Source organism: Steroidobacter flavus (assembly GCF_042651805.1).
Lineage (GTDB): Bacteria > Pseudomonadota > Gammaproteobacteria > Steroidobacterales > Steroidobacteraceae > Steroidobacter > Steroidobacter flavus.
Map to the genome: position 1 here is coordinate 1733267 of NZ_JBHSDU010000015.1, position 17339 is coordinate 1750605.

5 protein-coding genes are annotated in these 17339 nt (G+C 61.1%); all 5 read right to left on the reverse strand.

Features of this window, described 5'->3' with window-relative positions:
- The coding region (locus tag ACFPN2_RS34730; protein WP_380605325.1) for a DUF6531 domain-containing protein at positions 1-4782 on the reverse strand (4782 nt) is incomplete at its 3' end.
- A gap of 96 nt (positions 4783-4878) precedes the next feature.
- Positions 4879-5211, reverse strand: coding sequence for a DUF885 family protein (locus tag ACFPN2_RS34735; RefSeq protein WP_380605327.1), 333 nt, complete (start codon positions 5209-5211; stop codon positions 4879-4881).
- 345 nt (positions 5212-5556) lie between these two features.
- Entirely contained in the window at positions 5557-5796 is a 240-nt protein-coding gene (locus ACFPN2_RS34740) for a hypothetical protein (RefSeq protein WP_380605329.1), read from the reverse strand.
- Positions 5797-5834: 38 nt separating this feature from the next.
- Positions 5835-6362 (reverse strand): hypothetical protein, encoded by a 528-nt coding sequence (locus ACFPN2_RS34745; RefSeq protein WP_380605330.1) that lies wholly within the window; start codon positions 6360-6362, stop codon positions 5835-5837.
- A gap of 5 nt (positions 6363-6367) precedes the next feature.
- Complete coding sequence (locus ACFPN2_RS34750) at positions 6368-17305, reverse strand: hypothetical protein (RefSeq protein ID WP_380605332.1); 10938 nt, start codon at positions 17303-17305, stop codon at positions 6368-6370.
- Positions 17306-17339: the final 34 nt, after the last annotated feature.

Consider the following 17339-nt stretch of genomic DNA (forward strand, 5'->3'; position numbering starts at 1 on the left):
CTCCAATGTGATTCGCTGGTGCCCCTCCGCGCTCAACTCCTGGATCACTCGACCCAGGATGTCATAGCGTACGTCGGTGGTGCGGGCTTCGTCCGAGCCCGCGGCTCGAGTGCTGCTGACGAGATTCCCCATCAGATCGTAGCTGTAGGTCGTCGTGACACTCGACGCTGCCGTCGGTGTTCCCCGCGTCACCACTTCGCTGGTGACCTTACCTTCGCCGTTGTAGGTGTAATCGGTGGTCTCACGGACGGTCGTGCTCGACACCAATCCACGCAACTGGGACACACTGGAGCGATACGGCAATACCTGGTCGTAACGGATTCGCTTGCTGACGTTGCCGCCGGCGTCGTACTGCGTTTCGGTCAAGTAACCTTCGGCATCGAGCACGCCGGTCAGGCGGCCCAGACCGTCGTAATAGGAATACGTGACTTCGTCGCGCTCCGAATCGATCGTCGTTTCCGTATCGGTGCCGACGGAGCTCTTCAGATCGGCGAACGTGCCGGTCGCGCGCACCCCGACCGCGCTCTGATTGGCATAGCGGATCTGCTCGATCGGATTACCCGCGCCGTCATAGGAATATTCGGTGAGGTAGCCTTCCCCGTCGAGCGCACCGATCACCAGTCCATCGGCGTCATGGAAATAGCGCGTGCGACGATTGTCGTCGTGCGTCGTGACGGTGACCGCCGACGGCAGCACCTCATCGACAGTTCGCGCAATGATGATGCGATTTGCGTACTGGATGACGTCAGTGAGGCGGCCGGCACCGTCGTAACGGTTTTCGATGACCGCGCCGGACGCATCGATGGTGTAAACGAGCGCACCCGTTACGTCATAAACATTGCGAGTGATGCGATCGTTTGCAGCGTTGCCGCCCGCTGCCGTTCGCAGCGTGGACAGAGCGACATTCGTAGGATTGTTTGAACCATCGACCAATGGGGTCGCGGAGGAGATCAGCGCGGCATATTCAATGGTCTTGATGCGCTGGCCAGCGCGGTTGTAAACGAACTCGACCAACGATCCGTCGCCGTCGACCTGCGCGATCTGCCGGCCCGCGTCGTCATAGTAGAAGAAGTGACGCGCGCCGCTCGGATCCGTCTGCATGCGCAGCCGTCCGTCCGCGTCATAGGCATACTTGGTCGTGCCCAGCCCCGCAGGAGTAGCGGCGGTACCCACGTCGACGCGGATCAATTCACCCGCGTGGTTATAGGAACGCGTCGTGAGCAGCCCATTCGCGAGCGTCGTGCGCGTGACGCGACCCGAATCGTCATACGCGTTGTTGATCGTCGTGCGCGTCGTCGAGGAATCGAGCCATTCGGTGACGGTCAGCACTCGGCCCAGGCCGTCATAGGTGTACGACGTGAGATAGTCGTTGGGAACGCCTCCTTCGCCACGCGGATTGATCGCTTGTAACAACTGACCGCGCTGGTCGTACACGAAACGCGAAACGATCGCGGTACCCACCGGCTGACCGGCAGTGTTGGTCGCCGAATACCGCGTGATTTTCGATACGTTGCCGCGAAAATCGTAGGCGTAGAGCACCTGCTCCATCTGCGAGCGGTCCACGGATCCAACCCACGTGGCAAGATCGTTCTCGGCGAAATTCGATCCGGCGTACTCTGCGGCGGTGAAGGTCCGCGTCAGGTCGAGTCGACCTGCGACGTCGTACTGCCGTTCGGTCACTCGACCTTCCGGCGAAATCACAAATCGAAGATGACTCTCGGCGTCGTACACATAGTGAGTGGTCTTCGGATCGGTCGGTTGGCCGCTGCCCGCGCCATCCGGATCGCGTCCCGCATACCGCGTTTCCGTCAGCAATTGATTGTTGCTGTCATAGGTACGCGTGATGGTGTCGCCGGCACTGTCCCGAGTGAGAGTCAGATTGCCGTTCGCGTCGTAACCATAGGTCGTGATCCGGTTGAGGCCGGTCGGATCTTCGGTGATCGATGTGAGGTTACCCGCCGCATCGTAGGCATAGCGCGTTTCGATGCGCGAGCCATTCACCGTCGGGCTCAACACCCTCGTCAGTCGACCCGAGCTGTCGTGCGTGTACGTAGTGATCAGGCCGAGTGCGTCTTCCACATCGGTCTGCACCCCTCCGCCGCTACCGACATACAACGTCGTCGGAATGGTGAGCTCGAGTCCTGTCGTAAGAGTCGGATTGCCAAGCTGAGTCTGGAGCGCGGTCACCGCCGCAGCTGCGTTCGTGCCATAAATCGCCTGTGTGATGCTCGCCCACGTATCGCCGGCCTGGACGGTGTAGTACGGCGGCACCGTGACAGTTTGAGTGGTCGTTACTGTCAGCGTGGACGGAAGATTCGTCAGTTGGGCGCCCGTGGTCAGCGTCGGATTGCCGAGCGCGATGCGAAGCGCTTCTCCGGCCTCGACGCTATTCACGCCATAGAATTCGTTTGCGATCGACTGCCAGGTCGCGCCGCTCGGCACGGTGTACGACGGCGCGCCGCCAGTGCCTTCGTAGCGCGCTTCAAAGACGGATCTGGCGACGCCGTCGTCCTGCCACCAGACGACACTGATGTTGCCGTCATCGTCGACAGCGGCATTGAGCGAACGAGGCTCCTCCGTGCGCGTTTCGAGCAACTCCGGCGTGTGCCACGTGCCGCCACTGAGTCGTGAGGCATACACGTCGTTTGCGCCAGAAGTGAGTTGCAACCACGTGACGACGGCGGTCGAGCCGGAGATCGCGACACTCATCTCGTCGACGGAAGTTGCCAGCGTTGCGACCGAGCTCCAGCTGTTGGTGGCTGCATCGAACCGCCGCGCATTCAAGGTCTTGTCTTGCCAATCGCCCTCGGTCCACGCCACTACAACATTGCCACTGGCATCGACCGCCATGTCCCAACCGTAGTAATCGACGGTCGCTGGCATCACCGGGCCGATCGCACCCCAGGTTTCGGTGGTCGCGTCGAAGCGGCGCATCTGCAAGCCATTCCACTGACCCCAGATCGCAATACCATTGCCCTGCGCATCGAACTCGATGCGCGGCCAGCTGGCGCCATCGGGGAAATTCTCCAACAGCGCCGCTCCCGAATAGAGTTGCGAGCTGGCGTCCCAGCGATTGAAGTAGACGCGCTCGGCGTTGCCATCGGATTGGCGCCACACCGTGATGGCGTTGCCGTTCGAATCGATCTGAGTCTGGACTTGATCGGCGCCTTCGGTGCTGGCCTCGATCAGACCGGGAGTGGTCGTCAAGCCCGGGCTGAAAATCTGTTGATACAGATCCCGCGTCGTACCGTTGTCCACCACCCACGCGATGACGGCGTGATTTCCCGATACATCGGCATCCAGAACTTCCGCGGTGATGCCCGATCCGCTCCAGGTGCCAACCAGCGACGCCGCGCTCCAGGTGCCGGTGGACGCCGTGAACCGGCTCACCGCCAGCCGATTGGTCGTGCCATCGCTCTGCACCCAGGCGACGATGGCATTGCCCGTCGTATGGTCGAGCGAGAGCACGGGAGAGAACGCTTCGTCGTTGTAGCTGTCGAGCGTGATCAGCGGGCCCCAACTGTCGGTCGCCGCGGTATAGCGACGCGCGTACACGTTGTCCCACTGCGCCCAGACAGCGAACCCATTGCCCTGGGCATCGAACGCGATCTGCGGACTGTCCGCGTGCAGCGATCCATCCTCGAGCGTGGTCGCAGGCGACCAGCCCTGCGCTTGCACGCCGAGCGGATAACTGATGCTGCTGGTTTGACTGTGAGTATTGGAAAGCACCGAGCCATTGGCCAGCAGCCCTGAGCTCGAATAGGTCAACGTCGTCAGTCGCTCGGCGCTCGTGCCGATACCGCTGGCTCCCTGATCGCTGGTCGCGTACGTCTTGACGCGATAGTTGCCGCCGACATTCTCGTACGTGAACGCGACGTAGCTGCCGTCGCTCTGCGCGATGGATGCGATGCGCTTGCTCGTGCCATCGTAGGTATAGGTCGTCACATACGTTTGCTGATTGACGCCCTCGTAGAGTCCGTCGCTATTGGCGTCGACGAGCGAGACGGCATTGTCGTCCGGCGTGAGGTCGACGATGACTTGTCGCAGGCGATGCTGGTTGTCGTAGTAGTAGCGGGTCAGCGTCTGTGTTTGACCGTTGCTGACCACGCGAATCGCGGCCAGGTCGTTGTTCACGAAGTCGACGTAGTCGAGGAATGTTTGCTGGCCGGACGAGTCGTCGATCCGAGTCAGCTGCTGGCCAGTGTATGTATAAGTGAGCGCGTTGCCGTCAGCGTCCCTGGACACCGTCAACCGCCCGGTGGCATCGTAGGTTTCGCTGTTGCGACTGGAGCCATCGGTCCAGGTCCACTGACCGCCGCTGTAAGTAATCGTGTCATGCGCACCGTCGCCATCGGTGCTGACGTAAGCCTGACGGCCGGTGTCATAGCTGTAGACCACCTCGCGTCCGTCGCCGAACACTTTGGTGACGGTGCTGCCGGCGGTGTTGGTCGTACTGCCCCAGCTGTGCAGCCGCTGATGCACGCCGAGCCGCCAGTTGTCGCCATTGTCGTCATCCATCAACCCTTGCGAGTTGTAGGTGCGGACCAGCGAAATATCCTGGGCGAACCCGCTCAGTCGCTCATCCTGACTCTGCACGACGAGGTTGCCGGTCACGCTGTTGACGAACACCCGGTCAGTGCCGCGCCCGAGACCCGAGTTGCCCGTCGCGCCTACGCCGCCCAACGCCGCCACTGAAGAGCCGAACAGCCCCAAGCCCGACCCGCTGACCACAGCAACCATGTCGCCCCCTGCCTGAATCGTATGTTCCGGTACCGACGACATGCAGATGTCGTACGGCTTTGGAATACATCCAGGGTTTCGGAGAGCGGTTTAGGATTTTTAAGAAAAAATCCACGAACGGATTTTGCTGTTGACTCCTCAGCGCGGTGACTTATGCAGCCCGGCCTTCTGCTCCGCGATCCATTGGTCGATGCGCTGATCGAGCAGATCGAGCGGCATCTGCGCGCGGCCGAGGATCGTGTCGTGGAAGCCGCGAATGTCGAACTTGCTTCCCAGCTGAGCCTCGGCCCGCTTGCGCAATTCCTCCATCTTCATCATGCCGATCTTATAGCCGGTCGCCTGGCCAGGCATGATGATGTAACGCTGCACCTCGGCGCGGATCTGACTTTCAGCAGCCGGTGAGTTCTCGAGGAAATATTTGACGGACTGCTCCTCGGTCCAGCCCTTCGAATGCAGCCCGGTGTCGATCACCAGACGAATCGCGCGCCAGATCTCGGTCGTGAGACGACCGAAGTCGGAATACGGATCTTATAAGCCCCCATCCCCAGCCCTCTTGGTACGCGTTGATGTACAGATATTTTCGGAACGGGAATAACCGACATCCCTAGGACAGCCAGTGCACCCGCGAGTAACAGTCGTTCACTTCGCCAGGATGTTCTGCTGGGCGGCAAAACGCTCTCCTTGCGGCACCTCGTACGCTTTATATTAAGCGCCGGCGGCGGCGTAACGCGACATCAAATACGGAAAGATCGCGCCCCAGTTTTCGACTCGTCGATCACCTCCCGAGCGGTAGCTAGCGCGCTATCGCGGGGCGCCTCATGAGGCCCATACCGTCATCTCCGGCAAGCTACCCGTCTTCCATTCCTTACGCAGCTTTGCAACTGCACGAACATAGTTATGCTCGCCTTCGTCTCCCGGCATCGGCCGAAGCAGCGTCGCCTGAGCGTCTTGCTTCGTGAACCTCAGTTCGCCAGTCGCGCCAGAACTACTCTCAAAGGTGAATGTTGCTGAAGCTTCTTCTTCAGCTGTCTTCATGATCTTGACGTAGAACGCCATCGGTTTACTTCGAGCTGAGACCTGCGTAGGGCACTCGATCAACTCGGCCTCAAGAAGAATGCCGCAGCCAGATGGATGGACAGTTCTCTGACGAGCGTATGGTCCTGTTCCGAGATCGCCTCGTCTGCCCAGGGCACTACAATCATCACCGGTCTCTCAGCGATCTGAAGAACCTGCTGAAAAGGTTCCTGGGTTCGTGCAGCAACGCGAACCAGTTGCGTCTGTCGGAGCGAGTTGACAAACATCTCGAGCACGGACTTCTCCGTCACCTGCGACGCGCCACTTGCCAGGGCCAGAGAACTTACGATTCGACCATGTGCGCTGAAAGTCACCAACGCAGCACCCCTCGCCGCGGTGAGTTTGGTCCGAATATGAGACAGTTTTCCACTCCACGGCTCATCAAAGGATGAGCCGTGCTGATTCAAGTACTCTCTACAGATGGCCAGCCACTGGCCTGACAGTCTCTCTGAAGACCACATATCCATCCCGACCAAACTGCCATCCACGCCGAAGGCGGCAATGTGGAACGTGCACTTTTGCGGCTCAGCCGATGCTGGTGTCTGCATTGTCATCATTCGTCAAAAACTGGTACTAACCGATGTTCGCGCCCGGGAACGATTTGGTCCCGTCGGGTCCGCCACAGCGAACCGATTCGCTGCTGGATAGGATCTCGGAAGCCGACGAACTCGTGAATATATCCGCCGGCTACGCTATCCAATGCATGGGCGGCATCAAGCCCTTGTCCCGAACCGGGCAGGTACTGCCGCGCCATCTTTCTCGCATTATCCACCTGGCGCTTAACATTTGGGTAATTAAGTAGATTCAATTCCAGGTCGTCCGCCGCCGTCAGGGAAATGCGGTTGAGCGTCCATTCCTGTTCGGCAAGATGCGAGCTGAACAGGCGTTGTTCTGCTTGCGACAGCCCCGCAGCAGGGAACTCGATCTCAATGGGCCGCAGCATCAGGCTTTGACCAGGCGGCACGCCATACGGTTTCTGCTCCGCCGCCTCAAGCAGCTGTACGGTCAGCGCCTCGTCCGGCAAAGTAGACGACACCGCTGCCGCATCCAACGACGCGGACGCCTCGGTACGTAGCGCGCTCAGCGCGTTGACCCCTCCCCTAACCAGACTATACCCACCATAGGTAAGCGACGCGACGGCCTGTGTCTTCATTCCGTAGCCGTACGCCCGCTGCTGATCGAGACTGGTAGGTGCCCATGACAGCTCACTGAACACCGCGTCCCCTTGATGTGCCGCATTGGCTTGGAGGCGCTCGAATCCTTCGGGATTCACGGTGGCCATCATCGGATCAGGTTGCAGCAGCATGTTGGTGAGCATGCTCGCCGTACCGGCAACGGCGAAGTCGACGGCGCTCTTGATACCGCCCGTGAGGTATTGGCCCCCTAGCCAACGATCGCCGCCATAGGCGTAACCCAGCTGAGAAAGCCCTGTTCCGGGGTCTGCGCCCGTCAGCGCGTCGTACGCGCTCGCCATTTTGTCCACATAGGTTGGGCTGGGTCGAAGCAAATTCTGGACCGTGTTGTAGTTTTGGCCGGCCCAATCACCCATCTGATCGATGAGTTGCTGTTGCTCCTTGTTGAACATCCTCCGCATGCTCTCAAGGGCGTACCACATGTCGAGACCGGCATCTTCGCCGCGTCGGATGCGCGGCGCGATCACCGAAACACTCCCAAAGTCGTGCATTGGTCTAGCTATATTGATCGGACTGTTGACTAGTCGCGCATTGCGAGCTTCTGCGTCGGGCCCGACATATTGAGCAGTGATTTGTATCTCTTCCGGCTCATTCGTGGTCGGTCGCGTACTCCGCGGTCCCTTCATCGAATCCACGATGCTATTCCCCAACGCATTAGCAAACGCGTCCGCAATGATCGTCGCGCTGTCCTCCTTCCCTCCGAACGCGCGACGGACCAGCGAACCGCCGAGGCCGGAGGCGAACTGGACGCCGAAATCTCCCGCCTTGGGTACCAGCTCGCCGGCGGCGACGCCGAAGCCGCGAGCGATGGGCGCTGCCACGCTGGAGATCGCCACATTGCGCCAGTTGAAGCTGCTCTGTAGACCGGTGACGACGGCGATGCCTTGAGTGAGCACGCTCGAAGCGGCGCCGTTGATCGCAGCGAGTGCATAGGGATTACCGCCAACGGCGTTGCTGACGACATCTCCCCAGGCGCTAGTGCCAAACGCACCCAGGCCCGCGGACACGCCGGAGCCGATCGCGCCCATGGCGACGCCCTTCCAATCGAACTCATCTTGTACGCCGATAGCGATGCCAACGCCTTGAGAAACAGCGCTGCCGACGGCGCCGCCAATCGCAGCAGCGGCGATGGCGGTGCCGGTGCTTGCGAGGCCGCCGCCGACACCGAATGCCGCCATGCCCGCAGCCCAGGTACTACCTGCGGTCGTACCACCAGCGCCTGCGAGAACCGCGTTCGCACCGCCGGCAGCGGCGCCGGCGGTGTAGATCGTCACGACGATCGCCACCACGATCACCAGGATCATGCCGATCACGCCGCAACCTTTCTTCTTCGGCGGCGGAGGCAGAGGCTGGGTCGGCGTGGTGTCGCCGATCGCTTCCTGTGCGTTGTAGGGTTTGAAGCTCGAGGCCGCGTTCGACATCGAGACGACGTCGTTCGGAATGCGCAGCGACGTGCCCGGCGTGAGTTCGGTGCCTGGATCGGTGGCGAGACCGTTTTCTTCGGCGATCAAGTACCAAAGATTGGCGTCGCCATAGATACGCGCCGCGATTCCGCGCAGCGTGTCGCCCATCTGCACGACGACTTCGCTCACGCTGGGCGCGGGATAGTGTTCGGAGACAGGCGTGTAGTTCACGTCGAAGTTGGCTTTGAACTCACCGTTCTCGGTCAGTTGTCCGAAGCTGCCGACCTGCTGACCGTTGGCAAAAAAGAAATGTTGGGCCTTGGTGCTGTTGTAGGGGCCGGGCGTGCCGAGCGCGTACTGGAAGGCCTGGTGCGCGGTGGCGCGATTCGACTGGCCGTCGTATTGGCCTTGCACCACCGTCAGCGCCTGACCCTGGACGTTGTTGGCGAAGTAACGGTTCTTGGTCTGGTCTTCATTGTCGATGAACTGCACCAGCTCGCCGTTGACGTTGTATTTTCTCTCGGTCGTGCCGGAGCCTGGCCCGCCCGAGGTGCTCGATACCGTCTGACGCTCCTCCAGATATGTTTCTCCCGGGCGATACTCGATGCGATAAGTCGAGGTGTACAGCTCCTGCGAGGTCGTCGTGTTGTAGACCTTGACGATGTAGCCGCGCAGATTGCCGGCCGCGTCGTAGCCGGGCGACCACGAAGCCGGAATCGTGTACGGCGTGAGCACGTGGGAGAACGGATCCATGTAGTAATACGTGCCGCCGGTCGAGTAAGTCGAATCGCCATAGACGATATAGGACTCGTTGACGTTATTTTTCTTGGTGGTCTGATTCGCCAGCCGGCCGTCGTCGTCATAGTTGGAAACGCGCGAGCGATCCACTCGCCGCAGCAGCCCTGAGGAGACTTCGAAAGTCACATAGTTGTCGCTCAGCTCGCGCGAAGCGCCGTCATAGGTGCGAGTGCTGATCAGGAACGCATCGTCGTTGCTGCCGATCACGGCCCCGGTCTGATCGCGATTGACCGTGTGAGCCTCGCGACGGGTCTGCACCAGGCGTCCGGCGCCATCGTATGTATAGGATTCGGTGCTGAGTCCGCTCACCTCCTGATACGTCGTCTCCGGCACGGGGATGCCCGGCCCCGGTCCGCCGCCGCCCGGGTAGACGATGCGGTAGTGGTTGTCGACCTCCAGCCGCGTGCCGTTGGTGCGTGCGCTGCTGCGCTGACCCTTTGCATCGTAAAGGAGCGAAATTCCCTGACTGGTATCGATGCCGATCGTGCCGCCGTTGGTCACGCCAACGCCAGCGCTGTTCTTGCCCTGGCTGATCTTGACGCGATTCATCCTATCGTAGGTGTACCAGAGATCGTCGGTCTGTTGCGTGCCGCCGTGATCGTAATAGGTCGCCAGGATCTCGGTGCGATTACCGACCGCGTCGTAGCGATACGTGATTCGATAGCGAATATCCGAAAGCTGCGTGACCCGTCCCACATCGTCATAGCCGATGTGCGTGTCCTGATGGATCAAGCCGTCGATCTCGACCCGTTCGCGAATACGCCGACCCACCACGTCGTACGCATATTCGGTAATGCGATTCACGCTGGCGAGGCCGGAGCCCGCGGCCGCCGGACTGTTTTCGACGATTCGCGTCACGCGGCCCGCGTCGTCGTATTGATAGTCGATGTTCTGACCTTTGTTGTTGGTCTGCAGATCGAGCAGGCCCAGCTCGTTGTAGACATAGTCATAGTCCGTGCCGGCCAGATCCACGTGATCCTGCACCCGACCGAAATAATCGTAGCGCCAGGTCGAGACGCCGCCGATCGCATCGGTTTCCCTGGTCTTGCGGCCAGCGAGATCGTATTCGTACAGCGTCGCCCACCCGCGCGGCGTGGTGCGCTTCACCACGTTGCCTTGCAGGTCGTACCAATAGCGCGTGGTCTCGGCGCTGCTGCTGCCGGACATCGTGTCGCCGCTGGTCTCGCTCAAGCGTCGGCCGGCCTCGTCGTAGTCGTACTCGTGCTTGAGAATGTTTGCCGAGTTGGCGGTGTCGAGATTGAACGGGCTGATGTTGGTAAAGGCCCCGTTCACCAGCTCCTGCGCGACCGTGACCAGATTGCCGGCTTTGTCGTAGACGTTGCGAGTTCGGAAGCGCAGCTCGTCGGCCACTTGCACCAGCTGACCGAAAGCATCGTAGACGTAGTTCCGGTACTCATCGTCGGCGTGCGTTTCGACGATGACCTGGTCCGCCTCGTTGTACGTCACCCGGTTCAGATTGCCGTTCGCGTCGCGGGTCGCGATCAAGCGACCGAACAAGTCATAGTAGTTATAAGACGTGGCGCGACCGTTGGCAGTGCTGACCGTTGCCTGTGTATTGGTGGCCGAGGCCTCGGGCAGCTTCTGTTCGATCAGCTGGCCCAGCTGGTTATAACGATAGCTGGTGGTCGCCCGCCTCGTGGCGTCGATGATCTCCAGTACGTTGCCCCAGCGATCGACGGCCTGCGTCAGCAACGGCGTGGTCGGCGTCGGATTGTTCGGGCCGGGCTGGCCGGTCGAGCCGCCGGTATCCGAGGTGCGAACGATCGTCGTGGTGCCGCCGCCGATCATGTACGGCGTCTGCTCGTTGGCGCGCGTGTAACTCAGCTCATATTCGATCGCGCCCGACAGGCCGGACACGTTGACCGCGTAGCCGCCGGCCACTGCGAATGGAGTGAGCGTGCCTGCCCACGAAGTGGCATTGGCAGCCTTGTATCGAAACACCATCGACGCGCCGGAGGCCGGCAGCGTGGTCCACATCAGATAGCCCAGGCTGCTGCCGAAGTCGGCGAAGCCCATGATCTGCCCCGGCGTCGTCGGCGTGCCGGCGCTGCCGCTCGCCGGTGTCGTGTTCGTGGTGATGTTCAGCGTGCCCGGGCCGCGCAGATACTCGACGCCGTTCGCCACATAGGAAATTTGATAGCGATAAGGACCGCTGACCAGTCCATAGAAGTCGGCGGTGTAGGTGTTGCCGCTGAGGAGTTGCGGCGTCAACGTGCCCGTCGCCCCAGTCGACGTGTTGGTGTAGCTGACCGTGATAGTCGTGCCCGGCTGCGGCGCTGCTGTCCAGGTCAGCCGGCTGCCGCTGACCGAAACGCCAGAGAGATAAGCAGCACTGCCACCGGCGGGAGTATAGTTCGTCTGACTGGTGACGGTGGCCGATGCACCGGACACGGTGAATTGGCCGTTCGCCGTGGCATGGACGGTAACGATCGGCTGGCCGGACGGGTTATACGTCGAGTAGAGAATGGAATATTCATACGGGCCTGACAGCCCGGCGAGCGTGACGTAGTTGTAACCGCCGGACTGCGTGATCGTGGCGGTGGTCCCGGTCGAGCTGCCGCTTGGCCGATACGAGAAAGCAGGGGTGCCGCCGATATTGCTTGGGATCGGCCAACTGATCGTGGTCGTGACCACCGGCGGCGGCACGACCACCGACGCGGTGATCGTCGCCAGCAGCGGCCCTTGATAGACGTTTTGACTGGTGACTGTAGCCGACGTCGAGGTGACGGCAAACTGACCGCTCGCGGAGTTACCAATCCAGTGGTTCTGCGGGTATGGCAGCCACTGTCCGTCACGCGCATAGTATTCGTAGGTGCCGGGCGGCAGCGCGCCCAGCAAAACTTGCACGACGCCCCCTGAAACCGAGAGCTGCGGGTAAGTCCAGTTGGTGGTGCCGACCAAACGGTACATGAACTCGTTAGTTGGCGAGGCATGGTCCGCCCACTGTAGCGTGACGGAAGGATTTCCTGATGGAGCACTGCTGGCGGACGCACCGACGGTGCCAATGAAGCTCCAAGCAGCGTCCGCCATGTTCGAACCTGTCGTCGTAGTGTTCGGGGCAGTAAGCGTGAGCGAGCCCGTGCTGAGCGCGATCGTCTCACCATCACGCGTGTGCGTGATGCGATACTCGTAAGTGCCGCCGACGGTGGGAAAGCTCGCCGTAAACATTGGAGGAAGGATGATGGGCGGAGAGCCCTGCTGTTCCGCCGGGTGATAAGTTGCGTAGATTGGCGCACCCCAGCTGTTCGAGCCTTGCAGCCGCACTTCCAGCGTAGCCGTCAACGACGCATCCGGCGCTACCCAGCGCAATGTTGTCGATACCGAACCGGGCAGCAGCGCGAGTCCCCCGATGCCAGTCACGGCCGGACTGGTGCTGACACTCAGCGTCGTCACGGTGGACTGATTGACCGTGAATGTTCCTTCGGCACGCGCATAGGGCGTCGTGTCGCCGGGACGGGTATAGCTGACGCGGTATTCATAACCGTTGGTCGGCACATTGCTAACGTCGACGCCGATCTGCGAATTCCCCACCGGGTTGACGGCGAGCGTCTGCCAGGCGCCGGTCGAGCCCGCGACGCGGTACTCGAACGTTTTCGTCAGGCCCGGCTCGAGCGGGGCGTTCCAATAGATGTGGGGCTTCTCGGTGAGCGAATAACTGCTTTGCGCGACCCGCGCATAAGTCCCCTGCGGATTGCTGGCGCTCGGCGGTGAAACTTGGTAGTAGCCGCCACCCGCCGACCAGGGCGACGGATTGAGCACGTAAATGCCCAGGCCCATGCCCAGATCCAGCTGGATGTACTGATACACCGCGTTGGGCGGATTCGGCGTCAGCAGATCGCCAAACTGGAACGTGGCATCGATGCTTTGATACGGGCTGGCGACGCCGAAGGTCGTCTCGCGTCGTGCCTCGACATTGCCGTTCACGTCATACACGGTTTCGGCACGCGGCGTTGCGGACTCGAGCGCCAGGCTCGCCGAAGCGTACGCCGTTTTGAGATCCACCGACTTGCTCTTGAGCTCGACGGTGGCATTGCCGGCGAGGTTGTACGCGTAGATCTTGTCGACGCCGTCGCCGCTGTTGGTGCGCCAGATGCGGCCCATCTGATCGTATTGGAAATATTCCTGCTGGCCGCTGTCGGGACCGCCGTCCACCACGCCCTTGAGAATGACTTCGCCAAAGGCGTTGTACTTGACCTTGGTGGTGACGATGACCGACCCGGTCGCCGAGCCGGTAGCGATCCTGGGCTCGATGGTGGCGGTCTTCCGGCCGACCTTGTCGTATTCGTAGATTGTGACCAGGCTGTCGGTGCCGCCGTCGTTATTGACGACCGGCTGCCATTCCTTCACCAGCTCGCCGCGCCTGTTATAAGACGCGAAGCGATCCGCGCCGCTGGCGTCTTCGGAGTGAACGACACGCCCTTGCAAGTCGAACACGAAGCGCGACACCCGATCGTGAGCAGCGTCAGCCGTCACGCTATGCGTCGTCTCGCCGATCGAGCTCGCACCGTTGAAGTACTCGATCTGCTCGACCAGATTGCCGTGGACATCGCGATTCAAGACGGTCAGCGGTGTCACCCTTACGCCGTCGCCCCGATCGCGTTCGGGTGCCGCGATCAGAGTCGCCCTGCCGAGCGCGTCGTATTGCGTATAGGTGATCGCGCCGTTGCGCGTCACCTTCACCTGATTGCCGACAGCGTCGTAATCGAAGCTGGTGACTTGGTGACCGTAATCCTCCGTCGTAGTCGTACCGCTGATCGTGGTGTACGCCACATCGTATTTGGTCTCGCTTCTCTTGCGATTCAGCCGATCGTAAGTGAAGCGCGTCTCGCGGTCGTAACCGTTGGGATTGTTCGGCGAAGTGATATGTGTCGTCGGCTCCACGGTGCCATACGAACTGGTCGATACCGCGCCCGTCACCGGGCGTGCGTACTCGACTTGCCGCGTCAGGTCGCCCGTCTCGTCGTACTCGTAGATTGTGAGGAAATTGCGCGGATCGACTTCCGCCGTCTTGTTCCCCATCCGGTCGTAGTAGTAATAGCTGTCGGCATACTGCCCCAGCAACGGATTGACCAGCCGTCGCGAACGCACCACGTGACCGAACGCGTCGTACTCGTTCAACGTGGTCGCGCCCGCCAGAAATGCCACGCTCGGGTCATTGCGACGGGTCTCATAGTTGTACACCGCGGTCTCGGTCACCTGCGTAAGCCGATTCAGGCGATCGTAGGTTTTAGTCAGCTCCCGATCCTCGCTGCCCAGCGGCGACAGCAGAGCAACGACGTCGGAGGCCGCAAGCCCGGTGGACGTTGTCGACAGCGAGCCGGTCAGCGCAGTGGCGTATCGCTTCAGTGTCCGCTGATTGCCGAAAGTATCGTAGGTGTAGCCGGTGACTTGATTCTCGGCATCGACCTCGTACTGAACGCGGCCCAGCGCGTCGTACACCTTGAAGCTGTAATAGCCCGCAATATCACGATTGCGATAGGCGTTACCGAAAGTGTCGTAAGCGACTTCGCTATACAAGTCCGTCGCCAGCGGCGTGGACTCGGTGCGCACGACAGCAGTTCCGGCGACGTAGATATCGTTCACGCCGCCGGAGTAGACGCCGACCGGCGTGTAGTACGTTCGCGTCTGCCGCCCTAACTTATCGTAAACATAGGTGGTGACCCGGGAACCGGCGGCGATCTCGGTATGGTTGGCGTCGTCGAAGCGCTGAATACCCTCGGTGCGCGTGAGCACGTTGCCCAGGTCGTCGTACGTCATGCGCGTGACGATGTGTGCCATCACGTTCTCGTCGCTATTGCTGTCCAGCGAACCGTCGCCGCCAGTAACGGTCGTCACCTGCACCAGCGGGCTGCGTTCTTCGTGGAGCCGGCCGTTGGCGTCGTAAATATAGGCCCAGACGGCGCCCTTCTGATTGCGATAGCTGCGTTTATTGCCAAGGCGGTCGTACAGGAACTCCTCGTAGTTGTTGTACGCGTCCCAGATCTGATAGACGCGGCCGGCCGCGTCGTACTTCGTGGTCGTGGTCTGATCGACGCTGCTATCGGTCGTGATCGAGACGCCTGGCGCACGCGCGGCGATATCCTGGGTGGTCGCGCCCGCGCTGATGGTGGCGCGATTGGCGTAAACGATCCTGCGATCTTCCCGGCCCGCGTCGTTGTAAGTCAGCTCGGTGAGATAGCGTTCTGCATCCAGCGTGTAGCGCAGGCGACCGGTCGCGTCGTACCAGTAACGCGTGACGCGATTGCGTCCGTCATCCCTGTTGACGGGCAGCTCGGCCCAGGCTGCCAGATCGCCGTTCGACATACTGCCATTGGTCGGGGTCGTTCTGGCGTACTCGGTCTTGGACGTGACATTGCCGTTCTCGTCATAAACGTAACGAATCACGCCGCCCAGGGCATCGACGGTGAACGTCACCTGGCCGCGCAAGTCATACGCGGTCCATTGAACGCGATCTTCCGCCTGGATGGTGTCGACGACGGCGGAACCGAGCGCGATGACCACTTGAGACACACTCGTGTAAGAGGTCACTGGGATGCGCGTCGCATAGGCGCGCTCGCGTGTCACATTGCCGTTGTCATCGAAGGTTCGCTCGATGACGCCACCCATGGCATCGATGCTGAAGCGCCCGCGCCCGTCGAGGTCGTACACCGTTTGCTGAGTGCGATCGGCGCCGGTCTCCGAGACAGTAAAGTTGGCCAACGTCACTTCGTTCAGGCCGGCGAGTGTGTTCATCGTGACCGTGGGCAGCGCGGTCGCGATCCGCCGCGTCTCGATCACACGATCTTCGTAGTCATACTTGTTGACGGTGACGCCGCCGAGCGCGTCGATGGTGTGCGTCAGCCGATTGTCCTCATCGTAGACGTACCAGGTCGAGTTCAGCTCGGCATCGATCTTGCGCGTCAGGTTGCCGTTGTCGTCGTAGAAATATTGTGTCGTGATGTTGAGAATGGGCAGGCCGTTCGCATGGTAGCCCGAGCCTGGATCGACGATCTGAAGAGTGACTCGGCCCAGGTTGTCGTATCGATATTCGGTCACTCGCGGGTTGTCGCTGGCGTATCCCTCGGTCACCGTGAGGGCGTGCCCCGCACGATCGTAGACGTAGCGTGTGGTGATCGGCTCGGAGCCATTCGCGACGACAGTCTGCTCGATGCTGCCGTCACGATAGTAAGTGGTATCGGTGCGTCGGCCGCTGGGCTCGACGACCGAGGTCACCCGGCCCAGGCCGTCGTAGGTATACGTCGTGGTCAGACTCAACCCGCCGACATCTTCGATACGACTGAGAACACGATTCGCCGCGTCGTAGGTGAAGCGCGTGACGACTCCGTTGGCGTCGGTCGTCGTGATCTGTCGGCCACCGGAATCGTAAGAGCGCGACTCGAGTGTGCCTCGATCGTCCGAAACGTGGGTCAACTGCCCATCGCGATCGTAGCTGTACGTGGTGGTCCCGCCGGCCGCCGTGACCTCGAACACCTGACCGTGCCGATTGAATTCGGTCGTGACGACGATGTTCTGCGGTGTCGTCACGATCATGCGACGATTCACCTCGTCGTAGCGGTACGTCGTGAGACGGTTGAACGGGTCGTACACATTGAACACGCGCCCGAAAGCGTCGTAGCTCGTGACCGTCCGGTCGGCGGTGTTCGAGTCGATGCTGGCCGTCTGCTGTCCCAGGCGGTCATATTCGAAGCGGCTCACTACGTTCGAGCGTGCATCGGTCACGGTGCGCAAGTAGCCGAATGCGTCGTAGCTGCGAGCTTCCGACGTATCCAGGCCGCCCGCCGCACTGTCCCATCGAGTCAGCGTCAGTTGGCCCCGCTTGTCATACTTGTACTCGGTGCGCGGCGTGCGCGTGCTATCGAATACCTCGAACTTGACGTCGTTCTCACCGAAGGCGTTATAGGTAAAGGTGGTGAGCCGGTCCGACGCGGGATTCGCGGTCACCGCCGTGCGAATGCTCGAGACCTTGCCGGTGAGGGAATATTGATAGGCGGTCAGCGAATCGCGATCCGGCGATGTATTGCCAGTCAGGGTGTCGAGCAATGTCGGCGTCAACGCTCCGCCGGCGAGACCTGCCACCTGCGCCGGTGTGAGCGCGTTGGCGTAACCGATC